Annotated in this window: 19 protein-coding genes; 8 read left to right on the forward strand and 11 right to left on the reverse strand. The window is 64.8% G+C overall.

Features of this window, described 5'->3' with window-relative positions:
- Positions 1-434: 434 nt before the first annotated feature.
- Positions 435-680 carry a hypothetical protein gene (locus tag ACVW1B_RS37525; RefSeq protein ID WP_233475642.1) on the forward strand — a complete coding sequence of 82 codons (246 nt, stop codon included), beginning with the start codon at positions 435-437 and terminating at the stop codon, positions 678-680.
- Positions 681-1,693: 1,013 nt separating this feature from the next.
- On the opposite strand, the gene ACVW1B_RS37530 is transcribed toward ACVW1B_RS37525, so the two are convergent.
- Positions 1,694-2,005 carry a hypothetical protein gene (locus tag ACVW1B_RS37530; RefSeq protein WP_225643050.1) on the reverse strand — a complete coding sequence of 104 codons (312 nt, stop codon included), beginning with the start codon at positions 2,003-2,005 and terminating at the stop codon, positions 1,694-1,696.
- 467 nt (positions 2,006-2,472) lie between these two features.
- On the opposite strand from ACVW1B_RS37530, the gene ACVW1B_RS37535 reads away from it, so the two are divergent.
- Entirely contained in the window at positions 2,473-3,738 is a 1,266-nt protein-coding gene (locus ACVW1B_RS37535; protein WP_253605153.1) for a S1C family serine protease, read from the forward strand.
- Positions 3,739-3,901: 163 nt separating this feature from the next.
- On the opposite strand, the gene ACVW1B_RS37540 is transcribed toward ACVW1B_RS37535, so the two are convergent.
- Together ACVW1B_RS37540 and ACVW1B_RS37545 are read right to left on the reverse strand one after the other, a co-directional pair.
- Positions 3,902-4,843: a metallophosphoesterase gene (locus tag ACVW1B_RS37540; RefSeq protein ID WP_253605151.1), complete on the reverse strand. Its 942-nt coding sequence runs from the start codon at positions 4,841-4,843 to the stop codon at positions 3,902-3,904.
- A gap of 82 nt (positions 4,844-4,925) precedes the next feature.
- Positions 4,926-6,674 carry a flavin-containing monooxygenase gene (locus ACVW1B_RS37545; protein WP_253605149.1) on the reverse strand — a complete coding sequence of 583 codons (1,749 nt, stop codon included), beginning with the start codon at positions 6,672-6,674 and terminating at the stop codon, positions 4,926-4,928.
- Between the two features lie 211 nt (positions 6,675-6,885).
- Here ACVW1B_RS37545 and ACVW1B_RS37550 point away from each other — a divergent pair, with 211 nt between their 5' ends.
- Positions 6,886-7,833 (forward strand): DUF1186 domain-containing protein, encoded by a 948-nt coding sequence (locus ACVW1B_RS37550; RefSeq protein ID WP_253605146.1) that lies wholly within the window; start codon positions 6,886-6,888, stop codon positions 7,831-7,833.
- A 67-nt stretch (positions 7,834-7,900) separates the two neighbouring features.
- Here the strand turns inward: ACVW1B_RS37550 and recQ are convergent, their stop codons facing one another.
- Positions 7,901-9,769: a DNA helicase RecQ gene (gene recQ / locus ACVW1B_RS37555; RefSeq protein WP_253605144.1), complete on the reverse strand. Its 1,869-nt coding sequence runs from the start codon at positions 9,767-9,769 to the stop codon at positions 7,901-7,903.
- Between the two features lie 132 nt (positions 9,770-9,901).
- Here recQ and ACVW1B_RS37560 point away from each other — a divergent pair, with 132 nt between their 5' ends.
- Genes ACVW1B_RS37560 through ACVW1B_RS37570 form a run of 3 tightly spaced genes read left to right on the forward strand, consistent with a single transcriptional unit; the run spans position 9,902 to position 13,952 of the window.
- Positions 9,902-11,245 carry a cytochrome c gene (locus tag ACVW1B_RS37560; RefSeq protein ID WP_253605142.1) on the forward strand — a complete coding sequence of 448 codons (1,344 nt, stop codon included), beginning with the start codon at positions 9,902-9,904 and terminating at the stop codon, positions 11,243-11,245.
- Positions 11,242-11,733, forward strand: a complete 492-nt coding sequence (locus ACVW1B_RS37565) for a (2Fe-2S)-binding protein (protein WP_076834854.1) — start codon at positions 11,242-11,244, stop codon at positions 11,731-11,733. Before ACVW1B_RS37560 ends, ACVW1B_RS37565 begins: the two co-directional genes overlap by 4 nt.
- Positions 11,730-13,952 carry a xanthine dehydrogenase family protein molybdopterin-binding subunit gene (locus ACVW1B_RS37570; protein ID WP_253605140.1) on the forward strand — a complete coding sequence of 741 codons (2,223 nt, stop codon included), beginning with the start codon at positions 11,730-11,732 and terminating at the stop codon, positions 13,950-13,952. Before ACVW1B_RS37565 ends, ACVW1B_RS37570 begins: the two co-directional genes overlap by 4 nt.
- A gap of 302 nt (positions 13,953-14,254) precedes the next feature.
- On the opposite strand, the gene ACVW1B_RS37575 is transcribed toward ACVW1B_RS37570, so the two are convergent.
- Complete coding sequence (locus tag ACVW1B_RS37575) at positions 14,255-15,475, reverse strand: DUF2235 domain-containing protein (RefSeq protein WP_253605139.1); 1,221 nt, start codon at positions 15,473-15,475, stop codon at positions 14,255-14,257.
- A gap of 414 nt (positions 15,476-15,889) precedes the next feature.
- On the opposite strand from ACVW1B_RS37575, the gene ACVW1B_RS37580 reads away from it, so the two are divergent.
- Complete coding sequence (locus ACVW1B_RS37580; protein ID WP_253605138.1) at positions 15,890-16,417, forward strand: hypothetical protein; 528 nt, start codon at positions 15,890-15,892, stop codon at positions 16,415-16,417.
- A 15-nt stretch (positions 16,418-16,432) separates the two neighbouring features.
- Here the strand turns inward: ACVW1B_RS37580 and ACVW1B_RS37585 are convergent, their stop codons facing one another.
- The 4 genes from ACVW1B_RS37585 to ACVW1B_RS37600 all read right to left on the reverse strand — a co-directional run bounded on the left by ACVW1B_RS37585 (position 16,433) and on the right by ACVW1B_RS37600 (position 20,176).
- On the reverse strand, positions 16,433-17,809 hold the full coding sequence (locus tag ACVW1B_RS37585) for a vWA domain-containing protein (RefSeq protein ID WP_253605137.1): 1,377 nt from the start codon (positions 17,807-17,809) through the stop codon (positions 16,433-16,435).
- Positions 17,810-17,815: 6 nt separating this feature from the next.
- Positions 17,816-18,763: an AAA family ATPase gene (locus tag ACVW1B_RS37590; RefSeq protein WP_253605136.1), complete on the reverse strand. Its 948-nt coding sequence runs from the start codon at positions 18,761-18,763 to the stop codon at positions 17,816-17,818.
- Between the two features lie 295 nt (positions 18,764-19,058).
- Entirely contained in the window at positions 19,059-19,376 is a 318-nt protein-coding gene (locus ACVW1B_RS37595; RefSeq protein WP_253605135.1) for a hypothetical protein, read from the reverse strand.
- Between the two features lie 167 nt (positions 19,377-19,543).
- Positions 19,544-20,176 carry an HAD-IA family hydrolase gene (locus tag ACVW1B_RS37600; protein ID WP_253605133.1) on the reverse strand — a complete coding sequence of 211 codons (633 nt, stop codon included), beginning with the start codon at positions 20,174-20,176 and terminating at the stop codon, positions 19,544-19,546.
- A 135-nt stretch (positions 20,177-20,311) separates the two neighbouring features.
- Here ACVW1B_RS37600 and ACVW1B_RS37605 point away from each other — a divergent pair, with 135 nt between their 5' ends.
- Positions 20,312-21,073 (forward strand): S1 family peptidase, encoded by a 762-nt coding sequence (locus tag ACVW1B_RS37605; RefSeq protein ID WP_253605131.1) that lies wholly within the window; start codon positions 20,312-20,314, stop codon positions 21,071-21,073.
- A 163-nt stretch (positions 21,074-21,236) separates the two neighbouring features.
- Here the strand turns inward: ACVW1B_RS37605 and ACVW1B_RS37610 are convergent, their stop codons facing one another.
- Together ACVW1B_RS37610 and ACVW1B_RS37615 are read right to left on the reverse strand one after the other, a co-directional pair.
- A complete protein-coding gene (locus ACVW1B_RS37610; RefSeq protein WP_253605129.1) occupies positions 21,237-23,459 on the reverse strand; it encodes an acetate--CoA ligase family protein in 2,223 nt (740 codons plus the stop codon).
- A gap of 170 nt (positions 23,460-23,629) precedes the next feature.
- Positions 23,630-24,220: a class GN sortase gene (locus tag ACVW1B_RS37615; RefSeq protein ID WP_253605127.1), complete on the reverse strand. Its 591-nt coding sequence runs from the start codon at positions 24,218-24,220 to the stop codon at positions 23,630-23,632.
- Positions 24,221-24,397: the final 177 nt, after the last annotated feature.

The following is a 24,397-nucleotide window of genomic DNA, read 5'->3' on the forward strand; positions in this document are numbered from 1 at the left end:
TCGGCGGCGCGAGATCCCCGGATTTCGCGGAGCCTGTCATCGGGCGCGCGTTCGTGCGACCCGTTGGCTGCATCCGGGCTATGCATTCTTACCTCCCCTTGAAAAGGGGAGGTCGCTTTGCTCGCAGAGCAAAGCGGGTGGGGATCTGCTCTCTCCGCTTGCAGCGTCGCCTGTAGCTGACCCCCATCCCGACCTTCCCCCTTTCAGGGGGAAGGGGAAGAGAAGTCCGTAGCCCGGATGAAGCAAAGCGTAGTCCGGCAGGCTTCAGCAGCGCGGATAGAAAGTCCCGGATTTCGCGGAGCCTGTCGTCGGGCACGCGTTCGCGCGACCCGTTGGCTCCATCCGGGCTACGTTCCATTTCCCACGTCAGGTCCGCGTCAGCTTCGCCCGGTAATTTCACTGGGCCGGGCGAGTTGGGAGACCATCGCGTGAGGATGATGAATGCGGCCGGCCGAGCCATCGCCGCGCTCGGCGTTGGCATCGTCGCCGTGGGGCACTGGGTCTGGACCTACCAGGGCCAGGGTGCCGCGCCGCATCCCCGCCTGCTGGCGATGAATCATGCGGTCGAGCTCTACGCCGGCATCTTCCTGATCGGCGTCGGCGTCCATGCCCTCGCATCCTGGTACTGGTTCAGCGATCCAAATCCGCCGGCGCGCTCCTCGGTCGGGGAGCCGCAGTAGCGTCCGCCTTGGCGGCAATGCTCCGGTTGAGGTGCTGTCCTGGTTAGGGCACTCGGAGAGGGGAATTCGGACATCTGATGCCCGGTGGAATCTGGAAATTGGACACAGCCGCTGACTGACATACGCTAAAGCGCCCGCCGATCCGACGTGTAATGCTTTGAACATTATGTTCAGGACCGATTTAGATGGCGTCGAGTTCAGCCTCATAGGCTTGGCGGGGATATCGCTCGTCGCGTTCATCATCAGCTTAGGCTGGCTTCTGATCGGCTGAACTGCCGTAGCTCATTGGAAACGTCAACTTGGCCTTAGCGCTCTCCCGGCGCTGGGGCCGTTTTCTAATCAGGACACTTCCAAAATCAACTTGGGACACGGGGCCTAAATGCGGACAGCACCCCGGTTGAGATGCTGTCCCAGTTAGGACATTCGCTTGGGGAAATCAGGACACTCATTCACATATGCAAATGCCCTTCCGTACCATCGAGGTTCTAGCTCACGCGGGGGTGTCCATAATCTTTCCCTACCCCACGGGCGCTCCTCGGCCTCAGCCTCCTTGCCCGAGTGCTGGGGCCGTTTCCTTGAGGGCGTCACGGGGAACAGTTTCGCTGGAGGGCCTGATTGATCGCCACTCTCTACGTCGCCGTCTCGGATTGGTGTGCCAGCATACGCGATTGGGCTGCGACGTTCCGGACAATGGCGCGCTCGGGAGCGAGTAGCTTCAAGGCCACATCATCACACTGCGCTGCCATCGCTCGCATCTCTTCCGACGTCATGCTGTCGTATTAGAGGGCGCTTCGACCGGGGCTGCATTTGCCCATGTTTCAGCCCCAAGCTGGGGATTGTGCCGGAGATTCAGCCGCGAGCTTGCGGAGAATGGATCGCAACCACAGGAAGGGACGCGCCGCTCTCATTTGGCGTGACGGCTAACTCGGAAGCAGAAGTGCGCGAGCGATTTGAATCGAGCTTGCGCCGATGGATCGAGATCATAAACGGAGAGGCCGCCAACTGAGGCGGCCTTACTCAACGACGCCTTTGATATCGGACCTTCGCCGGAACAGTTTTATTTGTCCGATCAGCGGTCGGATCAGATATTTTAGAATTAGGCCGAGACAGACGATCGGCACCAAGATCGGCAAGTATGCCAAAATCGCAAGAGCGGCCAACCATTCCGGGCTGCGCTGCTCCCGCCAATAATACACCGACGCCGCGATGACGTGGGCCACCAATAGCGCCGCCCAGATGGCTAGCGCGACGTTGACCGGCTCATCGAATGTCAACGCTTCCCATGCGGCTTCACCCGGCCCTGAAGGCGCGCTTTCGCTTTCCATGGCTTGCTCGACCTCCCTCAGCTTCCAACCCCTGCGATGGCGGGCTTATTCCATGCGGAATGCTAAGCGGGACGGTAGCGGAGGCTGGAACTCCGTTCACCCACGGAGAACCCCGGTAACACTTCTGCCCTGTGGAGGGAGAACACTTGGCGGATTGCAAAAGCCAGAACATCTGGCCCGCGACTCAGTAGTCTTGCCGAGAACATCGGCCAAGTTACGGTTTTCGTTCGCTTAATCGGAATTAAGACACTCCAAGATTCAACTTGGGACACGGGGCTTAAATACGGCCAGTACCTCGGTTGACATAGGAACATAATAGGAACATAGGTTCTGTAACCTGAGGGTGTGGCGATCGCCTCATCCGCGGCGGACTTGCGTGGCCGCAGGACCAAAGACCAAGCCGCGCACCACTTGCGGATGAATTTCGCCGCCTCCTATGATGGGTTGTGGCTGGGGGAGTGCGCGTCATGAGAGTTGCGATCTGGGCGGCCGTTGCGGCCGCGTGGCTGTTTGCGTCTGCAACTCCGTCGAGCGCCCGCGGTCCCTACGGCTCGATCACGGTTGGCAACTGGAAGGGCGGTGCTTTCACCAACGACAAGAATGGCGCCTTCACCCATTGCTCGGCGGGCACCACGTATCAAAGCGGCATCTTCTTCATGGTGTCGATCGCCGAGAATGGCAGCTGGCGGCTCGGCTTTGCCCATGACAGCTGGCGTCTGACGCCGGGCGAGGCCTTTCCGCTGGCGCTGACCTTCGACGGCCAGCCGGCGTTCAACGTCTACGGCATGCCGCTCGGCACCCAGCTCGTGAATGTTGAGATGCCGGTGAATTCCAGCCTGATCAACCAGTTCCGCAAGGCGCGCCAGATGACGGCATTCGCGCAGGGACAATTGTTTCAGTTCAACCTCAATCAGACCGCGCAGCTGCTGCCGGCACTGCTCAACTGCGTCGTCTCGGTGAAGAAGAACGGCGTCTCCAATGCCGGCGAGTTCGCGGTCGCGACAAAGCCTGCGGCGGCGCCGCCGCAGCAGGCGGCAGCACCCAGCGCGCCGCCGGCGAAGCAGGCGAGATCGGGGACGGGGACCGGCTTTGTGGTCAGCAGCAGCGGCCACGTCGTCACCAATCACCATGTCGTCGGCGGCTGCAGCGAGATCACGGGCAACCTGAGCGGCGAGGCGCCGGTCAAGCTGCGCCTGGTGTCCGATGACGAGACCAACGATCTCGCGTTGCTGCAGGCGCCGACCCCGTTCAAGGATGTCGTCAGCCTCAGGCAAAACCCCATCCTGGTCGGCAACGGCGTGGTGGCGATCGGTTATCCCTATCACGGATTGCTGACATCCGATTTCACGGTCACCACGGGCATTGTCTCTTCGCTGAGTGGCATCCTCAACGATACCCGTCATCTGCAGATCAGCGCCGCCGTGCAGCCGGGCAACAGCGGCGGTCCGCTGTTCGACCTCACCGGCGCGGTGGTCGGCGTGGTGGCTGCCAAGCTCGACGCGGTCAGGATGGCGCGGGCGACGGGGACCATCCCGGAGAACATCAATTTCGCGATCAAGACCGGCGCGCTGCGCGACTTCCTCGACAACAGCGCGGTGGCGTACCGGACCGCCGAGTGGCGCGAGGAGATGAAGAAGGAAACCGCCGAGATTGCCAAGAATGCGCGCGGCTACACGCTGCTGATCACCTGCACGGTGAACGAGCAGAGCGCGAGTGCGAAGAAGGGCAATTGAGACCTCCGCTACGCCCTCTTCCCGTCCTTACGGCAGGGCGACTGCATCTGGCTACCGGCCACACGTCTTTCCTTGCGACGTCCGGGCAGCCGCCGACTCCTTTGCATGGGGTTGTTTTCGATATTTTGGCAATGGGCGCCTGCGACGTACGAGCGGAGTATGCTCAACCGAGCCGCCGCAGCGTATGCACCGTGATCTCGGCCGGGCAGTTCAGCCGCACCGGCGCCAGGCTGGTGCCGGCGCCGGCCGATGTGTAGCCGGCAAGTTCACCGAACCGCCATACGCCCCGGCCCATCCGGCGCGGCAGCCGCGCCTCCAGCTTGATCGCGATGCCGCCGGGCAGGCAGAGCTGGCCGCCATGGGTATGGCCGCTCAGCATCAGGTCGAAGCCGGCCGCGGCTGCCGCGCGGTAGGATTCCGGCGTATGCGCCAGCAGGATCGAGAATGCGTCGCGCGGGATCGCCGCGGCAGCCTTTGCGATGTCGTCGGTGCGGTAGAAATGCGCGTCGTCGACGCCGGCGAGATGGATCGTCGCGCCATCGCGCGTGATCGGCTCCTGCTCATTGAAGAGCATCCTGATGCCCATCGCCTCCAGCGCCGGCGTCATGCGGATGCTGTCATGATTGCCGAGGATGCCGTAGCGCGGCAGCTTGATCCGCGCGCACAGATCCCGCATCAACATGAGGCTCGTTTCAAACGGACCATAGGTCTTGCCGCGGTAGTCGCCCGTGAGAACGCAGATATCGCAGGCGATATCGCTCACGATGTCCATCAGATGCCGCATCGCGCGTTGGCTGATGTCGGCATGGAGATCGCTGAGCTGAAGCATGGCGAAGCCGTCGAACGCCGCCGGCAGGCGCGCCGACGTCACCAGATTGTGCCGCACCTCAACCTGGTCGGCGTTGCGCCGTGCGCGGCCGTGCAGGCCGGTCACCTTGAGCGCAGTCTCGATGATCCGCGGCGCCAGCTTCCAGTTCTCGACATTGAACAGCAGCGTGCCCTGGCCGAACACCTGCTTCTCATGCGCGGCCTCGATCCCAAGCCGGCGCACGACGTGATCCGCGCCGATCCGCTCGACCAGTCCCTGCAATGCCGTGTCGGCCATCGTCTCCCGTGCGGTCCGCGATGCGAAGCGCGGACCGACGCGACACTATCATGCGCAATCCCGGTGGGGATACCGCCGGCCCTCAGACCACGGGAACCCGCTTCGCGGCGACCGCGGCCGGCGAGATCACCTCGATGTCGAGCGGCACCTGCCAGCGCTCGGTGAAGCGCACCTGCGGCGGCGCATTGCCGTTGCGCCCGCCCTGCAGCACGAAGCCGTCGTAACCCGAGTTCATCACCTCATTGCACTTCTGCACATAGATCGGGAAGCCGCCGATATAGGGCATGAACACGCGGGGACGGCCCGGGATGTTGGCGCCGACATACCACGAGCTGCAGGTCGAGCGCAGCGAGACCGTGGAGACGTCGTTGACATGGGCGACCCAGGCGTCTTCGTCGTCGCGGACCGCCTCGATCGTGCCGGCGCCGATGTCGCGCATATGACTGATGCAATCCGCCAGCCAGTCGACATGCTGCTCGATCGCCTGGATCATGCTGGCGAGCACCGACGGGCTGCCGGGCCCGGTGATCATGAACAGGTTCGGAAAGCCCTCGGAGGCAAGGCCGAGATAGGCACGCGGGCCCGCCCGCCATTTCTCGGCCAGCGTCTGCCCGCCGCGGCCGGTGATTGCGATCTTGTCGAACGAGCCGGTCATGGCGGCAAAGCCGGTGGCGGAGACGATCGCGTCGAACTTGTATTCGGTGCCGTCGACGACAATGCCTTCCGTCGTGAAGCGATCGATCGGCGTCGTCGACACGTCGACCAGTTTCACATGCGGCAGATTGTAGGTCTCGAAGTAATTGGTGTCGACGCAGAGCCGCTTGCAGCCGAACACGTTTCGCGGGCACAGCAGCTCGGCCGTCGCGGGATCCTTGACGATGCCGCGGATCTTCTCGCGCGCGAAATCGGCGATGGTGTCGTTGGCGGCCTTCTCGAACAGGAGATCGCCGAACGCGCCGAGGAAGGGCAGGCCGCCGCGCTGCCAGGCTTCTTCGTATTGCTGCTCGCGCTCCCGCTCGCTCGCCTGCAAGGCGGGCTGGGCGTTGAACTGGAAATAGAAGCCGGTCGGGCGCGCACGGGCCTTGGCGCGCAGCTCCGGATAATGCGCCTTCGCTTCCTTGAGATATTCGGCCGACAGCCGCTCGTTCCACGCCGGCACCGACCAGGTCGCGGTGCGCTGAAACACGGTGAGCTCGGAGGCCTGCTGCGCGATGATCGGAATCGACTGGATCGCCGATGAGCCGGTGCCGATCACGCCGACGCGCAGGCCGGTGAAGTCGACGCCCTCATGCGGCCATTCGCCGGTGTGATAGATCGGCCCGCGGAAATCCGCCATGCCTGGGAAAGCCGGCCGGTTCGGCGCCGACAGGCAGCCGACCGCCATGATGCAGAACTTTGCAGTGACCCTGTCGCCGCGGTCGGTCTCGATCAGCCATGCGCCTGCCTGCTCGTCGAAGGTCGCCGCGGTGACGCGGGTGTCGAACACGATCTGGCCGCGCAGGTCGAAGCGATCGGCGACGTGATTGGCGTAAGCGAGAATTTCGGGCTGCGGAGAATATTTCTCCGACCAGCTCCAGTCCTGATCGAGTTCCTCGGAGAACGAGAAGGAATATTGCAGGCTCTCGACGTCGCAACGCGCGCCGGGATAGCGATTCCAGTACCAGGTGCCGCCGACGCCGCCGCCGGCTTCATAGACCCGCGCGGTGAAGCCGAGTCCGCGCAGCCGATGCAGCATGTACATGCCGGCGAACCCGGCGCCGATCACCACGGCATCGAACGTTCCGGTCTCGGCAGGGCGCGCAGCCTTGCGCGCGGTGCTCTCCTGAGCCATGGGCCGTCTCTTCCCTATATCGTTATGTCTTGCCCGCGTCTCGTTGGACGCGATGGGCAAAGATTAGGGCGAGGGCGGCGCGGCCCGCAAGCAAGCGTATTGCCGTCCAGCGAATAGCTCCTATGCTGTCTCTGGGAGAGGATGAGGATAGGCGGTGATCGGGTAGTTGTTCTGTCGTGACCGTTCATCTGCCCGCAAAGATCGAGGTCCCATGAAGAAGGAAGAAGTAGAAGCTATCTTCGAGCGGGGCGATTTGGGGCCGATCGAAGACTATCTTGAGGCCGTCGCGACCGAGGAACAATTGCCTGCGGCCGCAGTCGGAATGTGCCTGATCAGAATGGAAGAAGCGGCCCCCGCGCTGCGCGCCATCGTCGCCCGGGCAGGGAACGGCGAGGAACTGTCCGACGATGAGGCCAGGCTGCTGTTCCGAGGTGTCTACATCCTCGGTGGAGCTCGTGACACGGATGTTTGCCGCGACCTGCTGCGACTGCTGCGCAGACCCGAAAGCGAACTTGATGACCTGTTGGGTGACTGCCTGACCGAAAGCATGGCGCGCATTGTCGCGGGTGTCTTTGACGGGGATGTCGACGCCTTGTTGAGTCTGGTCGTGGATCAGTCCGTCGATCAATTTGCGCGCGAGCAGGTTCTCGGCGCGGCCACCTTCCTCACATGGAATGGGATGATCGGGCGGGAGCGCATGCAGCGCCTGCTCAAAGCATTCCACGAGCAAAACCTGGCGGATGACGAGAACCATGCCTGGTACGCGTGGCAGCAGGCAATTGCCCTCCTGGGGCTGCGCGAGCTGGCGCCGTTGGCGTATCGCGCTTTCGATGACGGGCGTATACCCGATTGGATGACAGAACGCCGCGAGTTCGACGAGATGCTCGTCGATGCCGAGCAGCGACCCGAGGAAATCGCACGATTCGAGGAAGTTGGCCTCGGCTATATCAAGGATGCGGTCCAGGAAATGGAAGGGACCGACTACGGCTACAACGAGACCTTCGACGATCTGGATGCCCCCTTTGGGGACGATCTCGATACATTGTGGAGCCACACCGAACCCGTGAGGAATCCCTTGCGCCATGTCGGGCGCAACGACCCATGCCCGTGCGGCAGCGGCAAGAAATACAAGAAATGCTGTCTCGCTGACCAGCGTTGAGCTGCGGCTCCCTCGGTCTCAGCGCCGGCCAAAGCGACTGTCGTCGCTTCGGCGTAGAGAGGACCGGTCACGCTCCTGTCGTCTTCACGATGCGGATCAGCTCGTCGCCGTAATGCTCGAGCTTCTTGTCGCCGATCCCTGCGATGTTGCGCAGCTCGCTGAGCGTGTCCGGCCGCATCGCGGCGATGCCGTCGATGGTGGAATCGTGCAGCACGACATAGGCCGGCACGCCGCGCTGGCGCGCGACGTCCGAGCGCCAGGCGCGCAACGCCGCGTGCAGGGCGGGATTTGCGACGCCACCCGGGCTGTCGGCCGCGGGCACGAGCTCGCCGCGGCGCGACTTGCCGCGGACCGCGCGGTTGCGCGCGCCTTCCGGCTGCTCGCGCAGCATCACCGCGGTCTCGCCCTTCAGCACGCCGCGGGCGCTGTCGGTCAGAACAAGCGCGCCGAAGGCGTCGCTGTCGGCACGCAGATGGCCCATCGCCACTAGCTGGCGCAGCACCGCGCGCCATTGCTTCTCGTTGAGCTCGCGTCCTATGCCGAACACCGACAGCTGGTCGTGGTTGAACTGCTTGACCCGTTCGGTCAGCCGCCCGACCAGCACGTCGATCAGGTGCATGGCGCCGAAACGTTGCCCGGTGCGGTAGGCGCAGGACAGCAGCTTTTGTGCGAGCACCTTGCCGTCGCGGACGCGCGGCGGCGTCAGGCAGTTGTCGCAATTGCCGCAGCTTTCTTCTGCGCGGCTCTCGCCGAAATAGCCGAGCAGGCGCTGCCGGCGGCAATGCACCGTTTCAGCGAGCGCAACCAGCGCGTCGAGCTTGCCGACCGAGACGCGCTTGAAGGCGTCGGAGCCGGTCGATTCATCGATCATGCGGCGCTGCTGCACGATGTCGGACAGGCCGTAGGCCATCCATGCCGCCGACGGCTTGCCGTCGCGGCCGGCACGCCCGGTCTCCTGGTAGTAGGCTTCGATGCTCTTCGGCAGATCGAGATGCGCGACGAAGCGCACATCGGGCTTGTCGATCCCCATGCCGAAGGCGATCGTGGCGACGATCACGAGCCCATCCTCGTTGAGGAAGCGGTCCTGGTGCCGGGCGCGCACGCCGGCATCGAGCCCGGCATGATAGGGCAGCGCCGGAATGTCGGCCTCGCTGAGCGCCGCCGCGACATCCTCGACCTTGGCGCGGGACAGGCAATAGACCACGCCGGCGTCGCCGGCATGCCGCTCCTTGATGAAGTTCTTCAGCTGCGTGGTCGCATTCTGCTTGTCGACGATCTCGTAGCGGATATTGGGCCGGTCGAAGCTCGCGACGAATTGCGGTGCGTCGGTAAGCTGCAGCCGCTCGGCGATCTCCCTCCGGGTCAGCGCGTCCGCGGTCGCGGTCAACGCGATGCGCGGCACCTTGGGGAAGCGCTCGGCGAGTGCGGACAGGCCGATATATTCCGGGCGGAAGTCATGGCCCCATTGCGAGACGCAATGCGCCTCGTCGATCGCAAACAGCGCGATCTGCGCCTGGCCGAGCAAACCGAGACAGCGCGGCGTCAGCAGCCGCTCCGGCGCCACATAGAGCAGGTCGAGATCGCCCGCGATCAGCCGCCGCTCGACCTCGGAGGCTTCCTCATAGGACAGCGTCGAGTTCAGCACCGCGGCGTTGACGCCGGCTTCAGTGAGGCCCGCGACCTGGTCGCGCATCAGCGCAATCAAAGGTGATACCACGATGCCGCAGCCGTCGCGCAGCAGCGACGGCAATTGGTAGCACAGCGACTTGCCGCCGCCGGTCGGCATCAGCACCAGGCAATTGCCGCCATCGGTGACGTGACGGATGATGTTTTCCTGCGCGCCGCGGAAGCCCGACAGGCCGAACACGGAACTGAGCACGGACAGCGCATCGCGAGACGGGGCGGAGGCGCGATCGAGGGCGGGCTGGGCGGTCATGATCCCTTGCGCGATCCCTTTGGGATTTTCCAGGATTCCTTGAGGTCAACAGGCGGTGATCGAGGTCTTCTGGCCGAACGATACCGGAATGAAAGGTGTTAATACACGTCCCAACAACAAACTCAATTCAGCATGACTGGTCAGCTGCGGATCATCACAGGCATTGCCGCGATCGTGCTGGTCGCGGGCGCGGCGGCAGCCTTTGCCGTCGCCTGGCGGCCGCAGATTGCCGCCATTGCGCCGCCGCGGGCCGATACCTTCGACCCTGATGTGGTCAAACGCGGCCGCGAACTCGCCGCGATCGGCAATTGCAACACCTGCCACACCGTGCAGGGCGGCGCGACTTATGCCGGCGGGCTCCCGGTTCCAACGCCGTTCGGCATCGTCTTCTCATCCAACATCACGCCGGATGCCGAAACCGGCATCGGGCGCTGGCCGGAAGAGGCGTTCGTCCGCGCGATGCGCTCGGGCGTGGCGCGCGATGGCCAGCATCTCTACCCGACCTTTCCCTATGACCATTTCACCAACGTCTCGGATGCGGACGACCGGGCACTCTATGCGTTCCTGATGACGCGACAGCCGGTCCACGCGTCGCCGCCGGCGAATCAGCTTTCGTTTCCGTTGAACTATCGACCGCTGATTGCAGGGTGGAAGCTGCTGTATCTGCGCAGCGGCGATGCCCCTCAGGACTCGGCGAAGGGCGCGGAATGGAACCGCGGCGCCTATCTGGTGGAGGGGCTCGCGCATTGCGGCGCCTGCCACACGCCGCGCAACGCGCTCGGCGCCGAGCGGGTGAATGCGCAGTTCTCCGGCGGCGAGGTCGACAATTGGCACGCCTACGCGCTGAACGACACCTCGCACGCCCCGGTGCGCTGGACCGCCGACGCGCTCTACGCCTATTTGCGCCACGGCTGGCAGGCCGATCATGGCACCGCGCGCGGGCCGATGGCTGAAGTGGTCGGCAATCTGGCGACGGTGCCCGACAGCGACGTGCGGGCCATCGCCGTGTACATGGCCGATATTTCGGGTACGCCGGCGCCGGATCGCAAACGGCCGGCCGACGTCATCGCGCAATCGTCTTCCGATGATGCGGCACAGACCCATTCGGCCGGCGCAGCGATCTATGCCGCGGCGTGTGCCTCCTGCCATGAAGGGAGCCGCGCGCTGCCCTATGGCGGCGTCAATCTCGCGCTCAGCACGGCGATCGCAAGCCCCGACCCGCGCAACCTCCTCAATATCGTGCTGTCGGGCGTTGGCGCCGTCGAAGGCGAGCGCAGCCCGATCATGCCGGGCTTCGCCAGCAGCATCGATGATGCGCAGATGGTCGCGCTCATGGCCTATCTGCGCGAGCGGTTCGGCAAGCGGCCGGCGTGGGCCAATCTCGACAAGGCGGTGCGCGATGCGCGGGCGGTGCAGTCGACGTCGCTTGCAGCGCGCGACGCGCCGGCGGAATCCAGACAGCGAGGCAAGCCATGATGACATTGAAGGTCAATGGCCGGGATCATCAGGTCGATGCGGAGCCGGATACGCCGCTGCTCTATGTGTTGCGCAATGATCTGGCGCTCAACGCCGCCAAGTTCGGCTGCGGGCTCGGGCAATGCGGCTCCTGCACGGTGATCGTCGACGGCAAGGCGGTGCTGTCCTGCGTCACGCCGCTGGTCCTGGTCGAGGGCAAGCAGGTGACGACGCTCGAGGGGCTCGGCACCGTGGCCGCGCCGGCGCCGATCCAGCGCGCCTTCATGGAGGAGCAGGCGGCGCAGTGCGGCTACTGCATCGCCGGGATGATGATGCGCGCGCAGGCGCTGCTGATGCGCAACCCGAAGCCATCGGATGCGCAGATCCGCGCCGAGCTGGAGCCCAATCTCTGCCGCTGCGGCACCCATATGCGCATCCTGCGCGCAGTGCACCGCGCCGCCAGGTTGATGGATACGGCCGACGCCGCAAGCGACAGGAGCGTCCGATGACCGCGCCGGTGGTTCTCGACCGCCGCAGCGTGCTGGCCGGCGCCGGCGCGCTGATCGTCAGCTTCTCGCTGCGCGGCGCGATCGCACAGGAGCAGAAGCCACAGAGCCCGGCGTTGCCGGGCAGCCTGGCCAAATCGCCCAATCTGGATTCCTGGATCCGTATCGATGCCAACGGCCAGGTCACGGCCTTCACGGGCAAGGCCGAACTCGGCCAGGGATTCCGCACCGCGTTCCAGCAGATCGCGGCCGAGCAACTCGATATTCCCTTCGATGCGCTGAAGGTGATCACCGCCGACACCAAGCTCACGGCGAATGAGGGCTACACATCGGGCAGTCATTCGATGCAGGACAGCGGCACGGCGATCCTGCATGCCGCGGCGCAGGCGCGCGCGCTGCTGGTTTCGGAGGCGGCAAAGCGTTTCGGCTTGCCGCCCGACGGCTTGCGAACCGAGAATGCGGCCGTCGTTGCTCCCGATGGCCGGCGTCTGGGCTATGGCGAGCTTGTCGCCGCGGACATGTTGCACGTCCAGGCGCAACCGACATCGAGCCTGAAGGATCCGGCGAGCTTCAAGGTGATGGGCGAGCCGGTGCCACGCGTCGATATTCCGGCCAAGGTCACGGGCGGCGCCGCCTATGTGCAGGACATGCGGCTTCCCGGCATGGTGCATGCGCGCGTGGTGCGCCCGCCGAGCTACGGCGCGCAGCTCGTGGAATGCGACACGGCCGCGATCAAGAAAATGCCCGGCGTGATTCAAATCGTGCGCGACGGCAACTTCCTGGCCGTGGTGGCGGAGAAGGAATTTTCGGCGGTCAAGGCCATGCACGCGCTGGCCGCCGCGGCGAAGTGGCGGGAGAGCGCGAAGCTGCCGAACCAGCACGATCTGGCCAACGTGCTGACCACGCTGCCCTCTCAGGATTTCGCGATCTTGCAGCGTAGCGATCCCACGGTGAGCGGCGCGCGGTCGCTCGAAGCGACCTACACGCGACCTTACCAGTCGCACGGCTCGATCGGGCCGTCCTGCGCGGTCGCGCAATTCGTCGATGGTGCGATGACGGTGTGGACGCACACGCAGGGCGTCTATCCCGACCGGCAGGCGATCGCCGAGATGCTCGGTATGACGCCCACCAGCGTCCGCCTGATCCATGTCGAAGGCTCCGGCTGCTACGGCCACAATGGCGCCGACGATGCCGCGGCCGACGCCGCGCTGATCGCCCGGGCGCTGCCAGGGCGCCCGATTCGGGTGCAGTGGATGCGCGAGCAGGAGCACGGCTGGGAGCCGTATGGTCCGGCGATGGTGACGAAATTGAGCGCGTCGCTCACGGCCGACGGCAAGATTGCCGACTGGAATTTCGCGGTGTGGAGCAATACCCATTCGATGCGGCCGGGCGGCGCCGGCGCGCTGCTTGCGGCCCAGCACATGGCGCGATCATTCGCGGTGCCGGCACCAAAGCCGTTGCCGCTGCCGGAGGGTGGCGGCGATCGCAACGCGATCCCGATCTACAATTTTCCGAACGCGCATGTGATGCATCATTTCGTCCCCGCGATGCCGCTGCGGATCTCCGCGATGCGCGCGCTTGGCGCCTATCACAACGTGTTCTCGACCGAGAGCTTCATGGATGAACTGGCCGATCTCGCCGACGCCGATCCGGTCGAGTTTCGTCTCAAACATCTCGACGACCAGCGCGGCCGGGCGGTGGTCGAGAAGGCCGCGGGGGAGTTCGGTTGGACGCGCGGGCAGCAGCCGCCGCGAAATCGCGGCTACGGCTTCGCGTTCGCGCGCTACAAGAATCTCGCTGCCTATTGCGCCATCGCGTCCGAGGTCGAGGTCGATCGCGAAACCGGGCGGGCCCGGCTGGTGCGCGCGGTCGCCGCCGTCGATGCCGGCCAGGTCGTCAATCCGGACGGCATCACCAACCAGATCGAGGGCGCGATCGTGCAGTCGACGAGCTGGACTCTCTATGAAAGTGTCACCTTCGATGAGACAAGGATCACCAGCATCGACTGGCAGACCTACCCGATCCTGCGCTTCAATGCGGTGCCCGACAGCATCGCCGTCCATATCATCAACCGTCCCGGCCAGCCGTTCCTCGGCAGCGGCGAGACCGGGCAGGGCCCGGCCGCCGCATCGCTTGCCAATGCCATCGCGCACGCAACCGGCAAGCGGCTGCGCGAGCTGCCGCTCAGCCGCAAGCGAATCAAGGACGCGATCGATACGTAGCGCGTGGCGAGATTAGGTCGAATGCGACGGCGCTACGCTCCCTCTCCCCGTGCTTACGGGGTCGAGACGAGCGAAGCTCGCTCTTAGAGGGTGGGGTGAGGGGCCTTCTCCGCGCATACCGTGATAGTTGCGTTTGCGGAGACTCCCCTCACCCGGAACGCATCTAGCGATGCGTCATAGCCGAAGCTCCGCTTCGGCGTTCTTGAGAACGGCCGCCAAAGGCGGCCTATGCCTCTCCCCGCATGCGGGGCGAGGTGAAGCAGAGGCCGTTGCCCGGCCTCAAATAAATTCAACTCTGGCCGTCAAGCCGTCGGCGCGGGTGGCGCCGGGGGCGGCGTCATCGGCTCGATCTTGTAGGTCTTCGGCATATTGATCGGCTTGTAAGCTGGATCCTTCTCCATGCGCTCCAGCACCGAGGCATGGATGGTCGCGCCGTCCGCAATCGGCCGCGGCTCGCCGCGTGGCAGATAGAAGCCGAGGAAGGATTTCCGCTCCGGCCATTCCTTCCATTTGTCGCTCTTCGGAATCCATTCCAGGATTTCCCAGGCGGCGGTCAGCGAATTGTGCAGCGGAGCGGTCGCGCTCGGCGGCACATATTCGTGCTTGTGCGGCGGCAACGGCATCCCCCAGGCGAGATGATCGATCAGCGCCTGATCCATGTGCAGTCCGGCCGCCTTGGCCTGCTCGAGCATCCAGATCAGCGGAAACTTCGACGGCCCGCTCTGGTCTTCCGGATAGCCGCCGCCGACGTCGGAGTGCACGCCGGCAAACCAGACCTGGCGGATGTCCTGCTCCACCTCCGTTGCCGGATCGAATGGATCCGAGCGAAATTTCTGCGGCTCGATCCAGCGATTGAGTCGGAACATGCGCCTGCGCTCGTCGATCGAGATCGCCTGGCGGAACCGTTTGACGCTGGAATTGGTGCGGGTGAACAGCAGCGTCTGCAAGTCGAACAGGAAATTGTCCTGTCGCGGCACGATGATCGAGGCCACGGTGTCCCAGACTCCGACGAACTCGATGTCGATGTTGCGGCCGCCGGCAATCTGGCTGAAATGCCAGGCCTCCTTCAACGGAGCATAGTCGAACGTGCCGTCGGATTTCTGGGCGTCGGAGCTGGCCTTCTTGTAGGTGCCGAAGGCGTAGCTCGCGAGGTCGAGCTGGTCGACGGGCAGCAGGCCCATCACATGGACGAAGGCCGCGAGCACGCGCACCGTGTAGGCACCGCGGCTGAAGCCGAACATCCAGACCCGGTCACCGGGCTCCCAGGTTCGGCACAGGAACAGGTAGGCGCCGAGTGTGTCTTGGTCGAGACCGGCGCCGAAGGCCAGCCCGAACAAGCCGCGCATCTGCTGCTTGAAGCGGCCCCAGGCGTTTTGCAGGCCGATGGTGCCGAGGCCGGGATGATAGTAGATCCGCTGCCGGTCATTCTTGTCGGCGACGCGGAACAGCTTCAGCACGTTGGAGATATTGTCACCGATCTCGTTGCCGGTGCCGTCGCAACAAATCACAATATCCTTCGGCATCCGTTGCCCTCGCGGCCGCCGTGAAAATTCGCGGCCTCTATGTACGGCAGAACGTGGTGAAAATTCAATCTCCAATTGAAGACGGTTCTGTGGCGGCGGCGTGACCGCCGGTGGTGCCGGGTAGCCGAAGCGCGAGCGCGCGTCGACGCTGCCTGCCGTTGGCTCTCGAATTGAATCTCGCCACGGCCGGCCAAGGCTGCACCGAGGAGCGCGTCACTTCGGCTCGCCGATGTCCGGCTATGACGGAGTTTCCGTGAGAGATCCATTGCAACACTTCGGAAAAGATGGAAATCTGCTCGTCGATCATTGCTATATGCGTCGGCATTTTCTCCCTTTCAGGGACTCCGCGGTGCACGCGATCATCTTTCCGGCTGCCTGCCGCAGCTTCCTCAGCAACAACAGGAACAGGTCGGCATGAGCCCTCAAGCTCTCGTGACGGCCATTCTCCTAGGACTTGTGGTGGCGGCGTTCGGACTGTTCTGGTGGGTCGGCAGCTATTCCGATCGCGTGTTCGCAAACAGGTTCCGAACCCGCTTTCCGGAGAAGACGCTGAGCTACACCGGCGACCAGCTTGGCGAGCTGGTGCAGTCGGATCTGCGGATGAAATATGTCTTTCCGATCCTGTTTCCGTTCGATCTGATCGTCATGCTGGCGCTGGCGGGCGCGATGGGCGCGGCGTCATCGCACTGGCTCAGCCGGATCTATCCGTCCGCGGCGTGGCTCGGCCTGGTCGTGCCGGCGGTGTACCTGCTCAGCGATTTGATCGAGGATTGTCTCCTGGCATGGCTGCTGCTGCACGGCGACCCGCATGCGGCGGCGCGATCGGTCTCTATCCTGAAGGCGATCACGACGATCAAGCTGGTCGGCATCTTCGCCTCGATCGCGCTGACATTGGCTGCATTCGTCGGATGGCTGTTCCACGGCGAGTCGCTTGCCATCTAAAGCGCGGCTAGCGGCCTATTGATACGTCGCGACGATATCCGACACGGCGCGCTCGAGCTGCTGCGCGGTCGCGCATTGCCGCAACACGCTGCAGAAGGTCGCGTAGCGCGGCATCTCGGAATCGCCAAAACCCCAGACCATGCGGCCCTCGGGATTGAGCCAGACCAGCCGTTTGGAGCGCTCGTCGATCCGGCGCAGGATGTCGGCGCGCGGATCGAGATTGTTGCTGCGGGCGTCGCCGAGCACGATCACCGTGGTCTGCGGCGTGATCGCGCTCATCCAATTGTCCTCGAAATCGGCGAAGGAATTGCCGTAGTCGGACGAGCCGAAGCCGACCTTGGACATGATCTCCTTCATCGCCTCTTCCGGCGATTTCGATTCCAGGATGTCGCTGACCTCGATCAGGTGGCCCGAGAAGGCGAATGAGCGGACGTCGTCGACCACCTCGTGCAGGCTGTGGATCAGGAGCAGGAAGAAGTCCGAGACGCGGGCGACCGAGCCCGAGACGTCGCACAGCGCGACGATCTTCGGCCGGTCGCGATGCTTGCGCTTCCAGGCGGTGAGGAAGGGGACGCCGCCCCAGGCCGCGTTGCGGCGCAGCGTGCGGCGGACGTCGAGATGGCCGCGGCGCGGGCGCTTGCGCGGCTTGGAATAGCGCTCGCGCAGCCGGCGCGCGATCTGCCGGATCAGCGCGCGCATCTGCTCGACCTGCCGCGGCTCGATCCGCGCCAGCGGCGCATTGCGCAGGATCTCGTTGCGCAGATTCTCCGCTTCCTCGCGGCCGTAGAGCAGCAGGGCCTGCGAGACGGCGTCGCGAACGGTACCGCGCAGGCCGTTGAGCGCCTCCTGCAGCCGTTCGGCGAGCGCGGGATTGCGCGTGGTCTGGTCGTCGATGTCGTCGCGCAGGCGCTGGATTCCCATCGCATCGAGGATGCGGGTCTGGAAGATGCCGCGCTGGGTGAAGTAGCGGATATCCGGCAGCGAGGCGGCGCCGGAGGCATTGGCGATCGCGCTCGAAATCGCGGAGCGATCCTGCGACAGCAGCATCTGCGCCAGCGGCCCGACGTTCTCGCTGGCGGCGCCGCCCGACGCATCGCCATGCTCGTCGGCCGACGGGTTGGCGCCGGATTCGCTGCCGTCGTCGGTCTTGTCCTGCTCGGCGTTGTCCTGCTGCGGCTCGGGCTGGCTGAAGAACAGATCGAAGCATTCGCCGAGTGCGCGCTTCTCGTCCTGCGTCTTGGCCAGCGTCAGCAGGAAGGTGTCGCGCAGGATGTCGCGATCGGCAAAGCCGACCTGGGCGACCGCCCGCATCGCATCGATGCTTTCGGCGGGCGAGACCCGGACCCCGGCCCCCCGCGCCGCACGAAAGAAGCGATGCAGGTTCTCGCGCATCTTGGTCTAGCTGAACACGCCCTGGCGCGACGCCTTGGCGATGAAGGACGAAATCTGCGGCGTCGCGGCCTCGATATCGGCCTCGTATTTCAGCAGCACGTTGAGCGTGTCCCTGACGATCTCGTGGTCGAGCTCGCTCGCCTGCAGCAGCACCAGCACGCGCGCCCAGTCGATCGCCTCGCTGACCGAGGGCAGCTTCTTCAGGTCGAGCGAGCGGATCTCGTGGATGAAACCGACCATCTGCTTGCGCAGGGTCTGCGAGATGCCGGGCACCCGGCTCTCGACGATGCGCTCCTCCAGCTTCTGCTCGGGGAAGCCGATGTGCAGATGCAGGCAGCGCCGCTTCAAGGCGTCGCCAAGATCGCGCTCGCTGTTCGAGGTCAGGATCACGGTCGGCGGCGCCACCGCGGAGACGGTACCGAGCTCGGGAATCGTGACCTGGAAGTCCGAGAGGATTTCCAGCAGCAGCGATTCGAATTCGGCATCCGACTTGTCGATCTCGTCGATCAGGAGCACGCAGCCGGCCGGCTGCTCCAGCGCCTGCAACAGCGGCCGTGGCTCGACGAATTCCTTGGAGAAGAACACATCGCCGAAGGTGTGGAGCTGGTCGAGCGCAGCCGCCAGCGACTGCGCACCGCCGAGCACCTCGCCGAGCTTGTCCTTCAGGATCTGGGTGTAGAGCAGCTGCTTGGCATATTTCCACTCATACAGCGCCTTGGCCTCGTCGAGGCCCTCATAGCATTGCAGGCGGATCATCTTCATGCCGCGCCATGCGGCGATCGCCTTCGCCAGCTCGGTCTTGCCGACGCCGGCAGGGCCCTCCACCAGGATCGGCTTCTCGATCTGCTGCGACAGATAGACCGCGGTCGCGATCTGCCGGTTCGCAATATAGCCTTGCGCGGCGAGGCCGCTTTCCACGGCCTCGATCGAGGCGGTGGGCCTAGTGTCAGCCACGAGGATCAGCTCCGAATTTGCCTTGAACTCGGATCTGTTCTGCGCCCGTTGCGGACAAAGCACAAGGCTCGTTTGGCCCGCATAGCGCATGGTTCCGGGGTATTCCGCCAAGCGCAATACGGGCTACGCTTGTTAGCGTGTAGTTCGAACCTCCCCAAGGGGAGGTCGCTTTGCTCGCCAGAGCAAAGCGGGTGGGGATCTACTCTCTCCATCAACGCCGGCGTCTGCGGCTGACCCCCATCCCGACCTTCCCCCTTTCAGGGGGAAGGAGAAGAATCTCGTAGCCCGGCTACCGTCAACCCGCGCAGCTCTTCACGAAATCCTTGCGCTGAGGGCCCGTGATCTTCTGGTCGATGGCCTGCTTCAGGCAGTCGAGATGCGCCTGCGCCATGCAGAGCTGCATCTGGTCGTGCCGCTCCTGACCCTTCAGCGCCTTCGCCGCGCTCTGGCAGGCCGCGCGCTTCGCGCCGGGCACGGGCGCCGCCGTCGACGCGCTCTGTTGCGCGGGAGCTGCCACCGGCGCTGTTGTGGGGGCTGGTGTTGTCTGCGCGAGCGCTGCGACCGGGATCAGCAGCGAACCAGCGGAGACAAGGGCGACGACAAGACGTTTCATGGGAAGTGCCTCCGCGAGGCATGATCCGGAGAAGTGGACGTCGGTTTTCCGGAACGTCATGCTCAGACCAGGAAAGGGGTCACGATGCGATCGCGCCGTGACCCGGGGGGAGGCCGACAATTAGAAGCCGCCGCGTGAATGCGGCATGAACAGGCGCGTAGCCCGCTTCACCTCAGCGTGAGGCCGGTCGCGGCTTCAAGCTCGCCGATCGCCTGCGCGGCATTACCGACCTTGATCGTGGTCATGCCCATCTCGCGCGCCGGCTTCAAATTGACGCCGAGATCGTCGAGATAAACGCAGTTCTTCGGGTTCACCTGCAGCGTCTCCACCATCATCTGGTAGATGCGCGGGTCGGGCTTGCGCAGGCCGATCTTCGCGGACTCGATGACGTGGTCGAACAGCGCCATCACCTCGGCGACGTAGAGCGTGCGTCCGCTGCGGCTGCCGATCGCGTTCGCCGGCAAGTTGTTGGTGATGCAGCCGGTCTTGAATTTCGCCTTGGTGCGCTTCAGCGCCTCGACCATCTCGGGGCGCAGGTCGCCGGAGAGCAGCGGCAGCACGTCCTTGCCGCGCACCTCGGCGCCGAGCGCCTTCGATTCCGTGGCGAACAGCGCGTCGAATGCGTCGATATCGATCTCGGCGCGCTCGAACTTGGCCCAGGCGTTCTCGAGATGGTTGGCGGCGTTGGTGCGGCGGATGATGTCGATCGGCAGGCCGCGCTCGGTCTCATAGCGCGCGAACGCCTCGAACGGCGAGGTGGTCAACACGCCGCCGAAATCCCAGATCACTGCCTCGATCATGCTTTCCTGCCCAATGATGCGTTGCTTGAGGAGCGGCTAACACGGATCGCAGACCGGGACCAGCCCGATCCCGGCGCTTGTTCGGTGCTCGTTCGGCGCTTGGCGACCCGCGCGGAGCGGGCTATTGCTTCGCCGATGAAGACATCCCGCCTGATCCTCGCCGTTCTCGTGTCGCTGGTCTGCCCTCCGGCTTTCGCCATCGTCGGCGGCGGCGCGCCGTCGACGGATGGCGTTGCGCGCTCCGTCGTCACCATCGTCGGCTCGCGTGGCAATTTCTGCACCGGCGCGCTGATCGCGCCGAAGGTCGTGCTGACCGCGGCACATTGCGTGCAGCCCGGCGCCGATTACAAGATTGTTGAATATGGCGCGGACAGGCAGCCGAAGCTGCAGGACGTCAGGACGGTTGCGATCCATCCCGGTTTTCGGATGCAGGCGATGACCAATCATGTCGCGACCGCCGATGTCGCGCTGCTGCAGCTCGCGGCGCCGGCCGCAGGCAAGGCGCCGGCCGCGCTCGGCATGCCAAACATTCCGATCCAGGTCGGCGGCCGCTTCACCATCGCGGGCGTCGGCGTCACCCTGCGTGGTGACGGTAAAAGCGGCGGCGCCACCCGCGTCGCCGGCCTGATCGCGAGCGGCAAGCCCGGCACGTTGCAGATCCGTCTCGTCGATCCGGTCGGGCAGGGCGTGCGCGACGGGCTCGGGGCCTGCACCGGCGATTCCGGCGCGCCGGTGTTCGAGGACAAGCAAGGCGGCCCCGCAATCGTCGGCGTGGTGAGTTGGTCGACGGGACCGAACGGCGCCGCCGGCTGCGGCGGCATCACCGGCGTGACGCCGCTGACACTCTATCGCGACTGGGTGATGCAGACCGCGCGGCAGTGGGGTGCGAGCTTTTAGCCCCAAGATGCATGCTTCGGACAGACCGCACACTCGCAGTTCCGTCATCCTGAGGAGCGCGTAGCGCGTCTCGAAGGATGAACGGCCCAGAGCCGGGCCGATTCATCCTTCGAGGCTCGCTTCGCTCGCACCTCAGGATGACGGTGATGAATTTGCGATGAACCTAATGCCCCGCGGCCTTGTTCGCGGCGGCGTTGTTCAGCACGATCAGGCCGTCGACGGCGACGCCGAGCTTGCTGTTGATCAGGAACGGATTGACGTCGATCGAGGCAATGCGGCCGTTGGCGTCCGCCATCAGGTTGGAGAGCCCGACCAGCGCCTTCACTGCCGACGGCTCGTGCAGCGCGGGCTTGCCGCGATAGCCCTTCATCTTGACGCCGGCCTTGGTCCTGGCGATCAGCTCCTTGGCCTCGGCGGCGTCGAGCGGCGCGCCGGCGAGCGCGACGTCCTTCATCAGCTCGATGTCGACGCCGCCGGTGCCGAACAGCACGACGGGGCCCATCTCGGCGTCGAGCGAGGCGCCGACCACGAGCTCGAGGTCGGCCTTGACCTGCTGCGCGATCAGGATGCCCTCGAGCTTAGGCTTGCCCTTCAGCTTCTTCGCCCGCGCAGTGATGTCGTTGAACGCCTTCTTCACCTCGGCCGCATTGGCGAGATTCAGCACCACGCCGCCGATATCGGATTTGTGCAGGATGTCGGGGCTGACCACCTTGGCGACCACCGGGAAGCCGATCTGCTTGGCGATCTTCACGGCCTCGGCCGCGGTCTGCGCGACCTCTTCCTTTGAGATCGGGATGCCGTAGGCCTTGAGCAGCTTCTTCGAGGCGACCTCGTCGAGCGCGGCGGCGCCGTTGGCGGCCTTCAGCGTCTTCTCCAGCACCGCGCGCGCCGATGCCTTCGAGCTCGAGGCGATATCGGGTACCTCCTTGCGCAGGCCGGCATATTCGATCAGCGACTTGATCGCGCCGACCGCGCGGTCGAGGCCCTGCATGACCGCGATATCGGGCAGCGACTTGCGCAGTCCCTTGGTGAATTCGGTGAAGCCGATCGACATCGCGCTGATATAGATCACCGGCTTGTTGGCCTCGCCCGCCATCTCGTTGACGATTCGCAAATTGCGCTCGCGCAGCTCGTGCGGCGCCTTCGGCAGTTCGGCATCGATGATGACGATATCGGTGTCGGGATCGTCGATCATGATCTTGATCGACTTCATGTAGACGGAGGGATCGACCACCGCGGCAAAGCCGGCGTCGAGCGGATTGCCGACGATGCTGCCGGGGCCAAGCATCTTCGCCAGCTGCTCCGAGGCGTTCGGACTCAGCGGCGCGAAGTTCAGCCCGGCGGAATAGAACGCGTCGATCAGGAGCCCGCGCTTGCCGCCCGACAGCGACACCGCCGCGAGGCGATTGCCCTTCGGCGGATCGGCATGCACGAAGCACTCGGTGGTTTCGATCAGTTCATCCAGCCCACGCACCCGGATCACGCCTTCGCGGGTCGAGATCGCATCGAAGGTCTCGATCGAGCCGGCGAGCGCGCCGGTATGCGCCATCGCCGCCGCGCGGCCGCCTTCGGAGGCGCCGAGCTTGAGCGCGATCACCGGCTTGCCGGCGGCGCGCGCGGCCTTGCAGGCATCGCGGAACACCTTCGTGTTCCTGACGCCTTCGAGATAGACCACGATGACACGGATGCTCGGATCGGCGGCGAAATAGCTCATCAGGTCCGGGGTCTCGAGGCCGGATTCATTGCCAGTCGTGACCATGTAGCCGACGCCGACCCCACGATCCTCCAGCGCCTGGCGGATCGCCATCACGATCGCGCCGGATTGGCCGGCGATCGCCACCGCGCCCTGCTCCATGGTGACGATGCGGTCGTCGATATTGGTGAACAGGTTCTCGCCGGCGCTGAGATTGCCGAGGCAATTCGGACCGGTGACCGCAAGCCCGGTCTCCTTGATCGCCTGCTTCAGCTCGACCGCGAGCCGCTGGCTCTCTTCATCCTGCAATTCGCTGAAGCCGGAGGTGACGATGGTCGCCGAGCGTGCGCCGGCCGCGGCCGCATCGCGGATCACCTGCACCGCAAACCGGGCCGGCACCAGCACCAGCACATGGTCGGGTTTTTCGGGAAGGCTGGCGAAGTCCTTGTAGCAGGTGACGCCCCAGATCGCTTCGCGCTTGGCGTTGATCGGATAGAGGCCGCCGGCGTAGCCGTATTTGACCAGATTGTTCCAGATCCGTTCGGCGTAATTGCCGGGCTTGTCGGTGGCACCGACCAGCACGATGTTGCGCGGATGCAGCATCGCGTGGATGCTCTTGACGATATCGCTGGCGTCAGCGGGCGGCGCCCATTCGTGGGACACATGAGACGCGGTGCTTGCGAAAGCTTCCATGGAGCCTGCCCTTATCCTTGTTGTCTTTGTTTCCTCTGGCCACGGCGGATCACCGTGAGGCGCGCGATTTTTCATTGTTTTTATGGCGAGGGAAAGGGGGTAGCAACTCATGCTGGCGCAGGTCAGGGCACCGCGCGCAATATCCCGGCAGGCGCAAAATTGATTGCCTATCAGGAACCCGATTCGCGCGGGCGCGAATCCGTTTCGATCAAGGTCGCGTGCAGCAAGTAACGCTCGGACCCCGATGTCAGCGCGTCGAACGGCCAGCAGGTCGACAGCACCAGTTCATGTCGGTCAGTCATCGGATCGATGCCGGATTGATCGAATCGGACCACCGAGCTGCGATCGGCCCGATAGCGAAACATCTTGCCGTCGCTGCGCGTGACGTCGATCTCGTCGCCGATTGTGACATCCCTCAGAAAGCGAAAATGCGTGTCGCGGTGCGCGGAATAGACCGCGACGCCCCGCTCGCCGGCATCGACAGTTTGTTCGACATGGCCGGGGCCGAACGCCAGCGCCTGGCCGCTGCTGCCGGCAAGCGCAATCGCGGAAGCGTGCAGGCGCTTCACCTCGATCCGCGCCACCGGCCAGGTATCGGCCCAGTTCCACGGCTTCACCGGCTGGCCGGTCGCGATGCTCTGCGCGAAGGCGCGCTCCAGCAGCACCTGCGCGAGCAGCGCCTTGGCATGGATATAGGCGCCCTGGCCGAACAGAATCAGGCCGATGAGGGCGAAGCCGAGGGCTGGGATGAAGCGGGGCATTGTTGCGCCTGTTGCTGTCATTCCGGGATGGTCCGAAGGACCAGACCCGGAATCTCGAGATTCTCAGGTGCGCAAGCGCGCACCATAGTTCGATGCTGCGCATCGCCCCGGAATGACATTGCGGGTTGAGGAAGAGTTGCGCGCGCGGCCCCTGGGGGACGGGTGGAAGGCCGCGCG

It is taken from the genome of Bradyrhizobium sp. USDA 4502, from assembly GCF_054063355.1.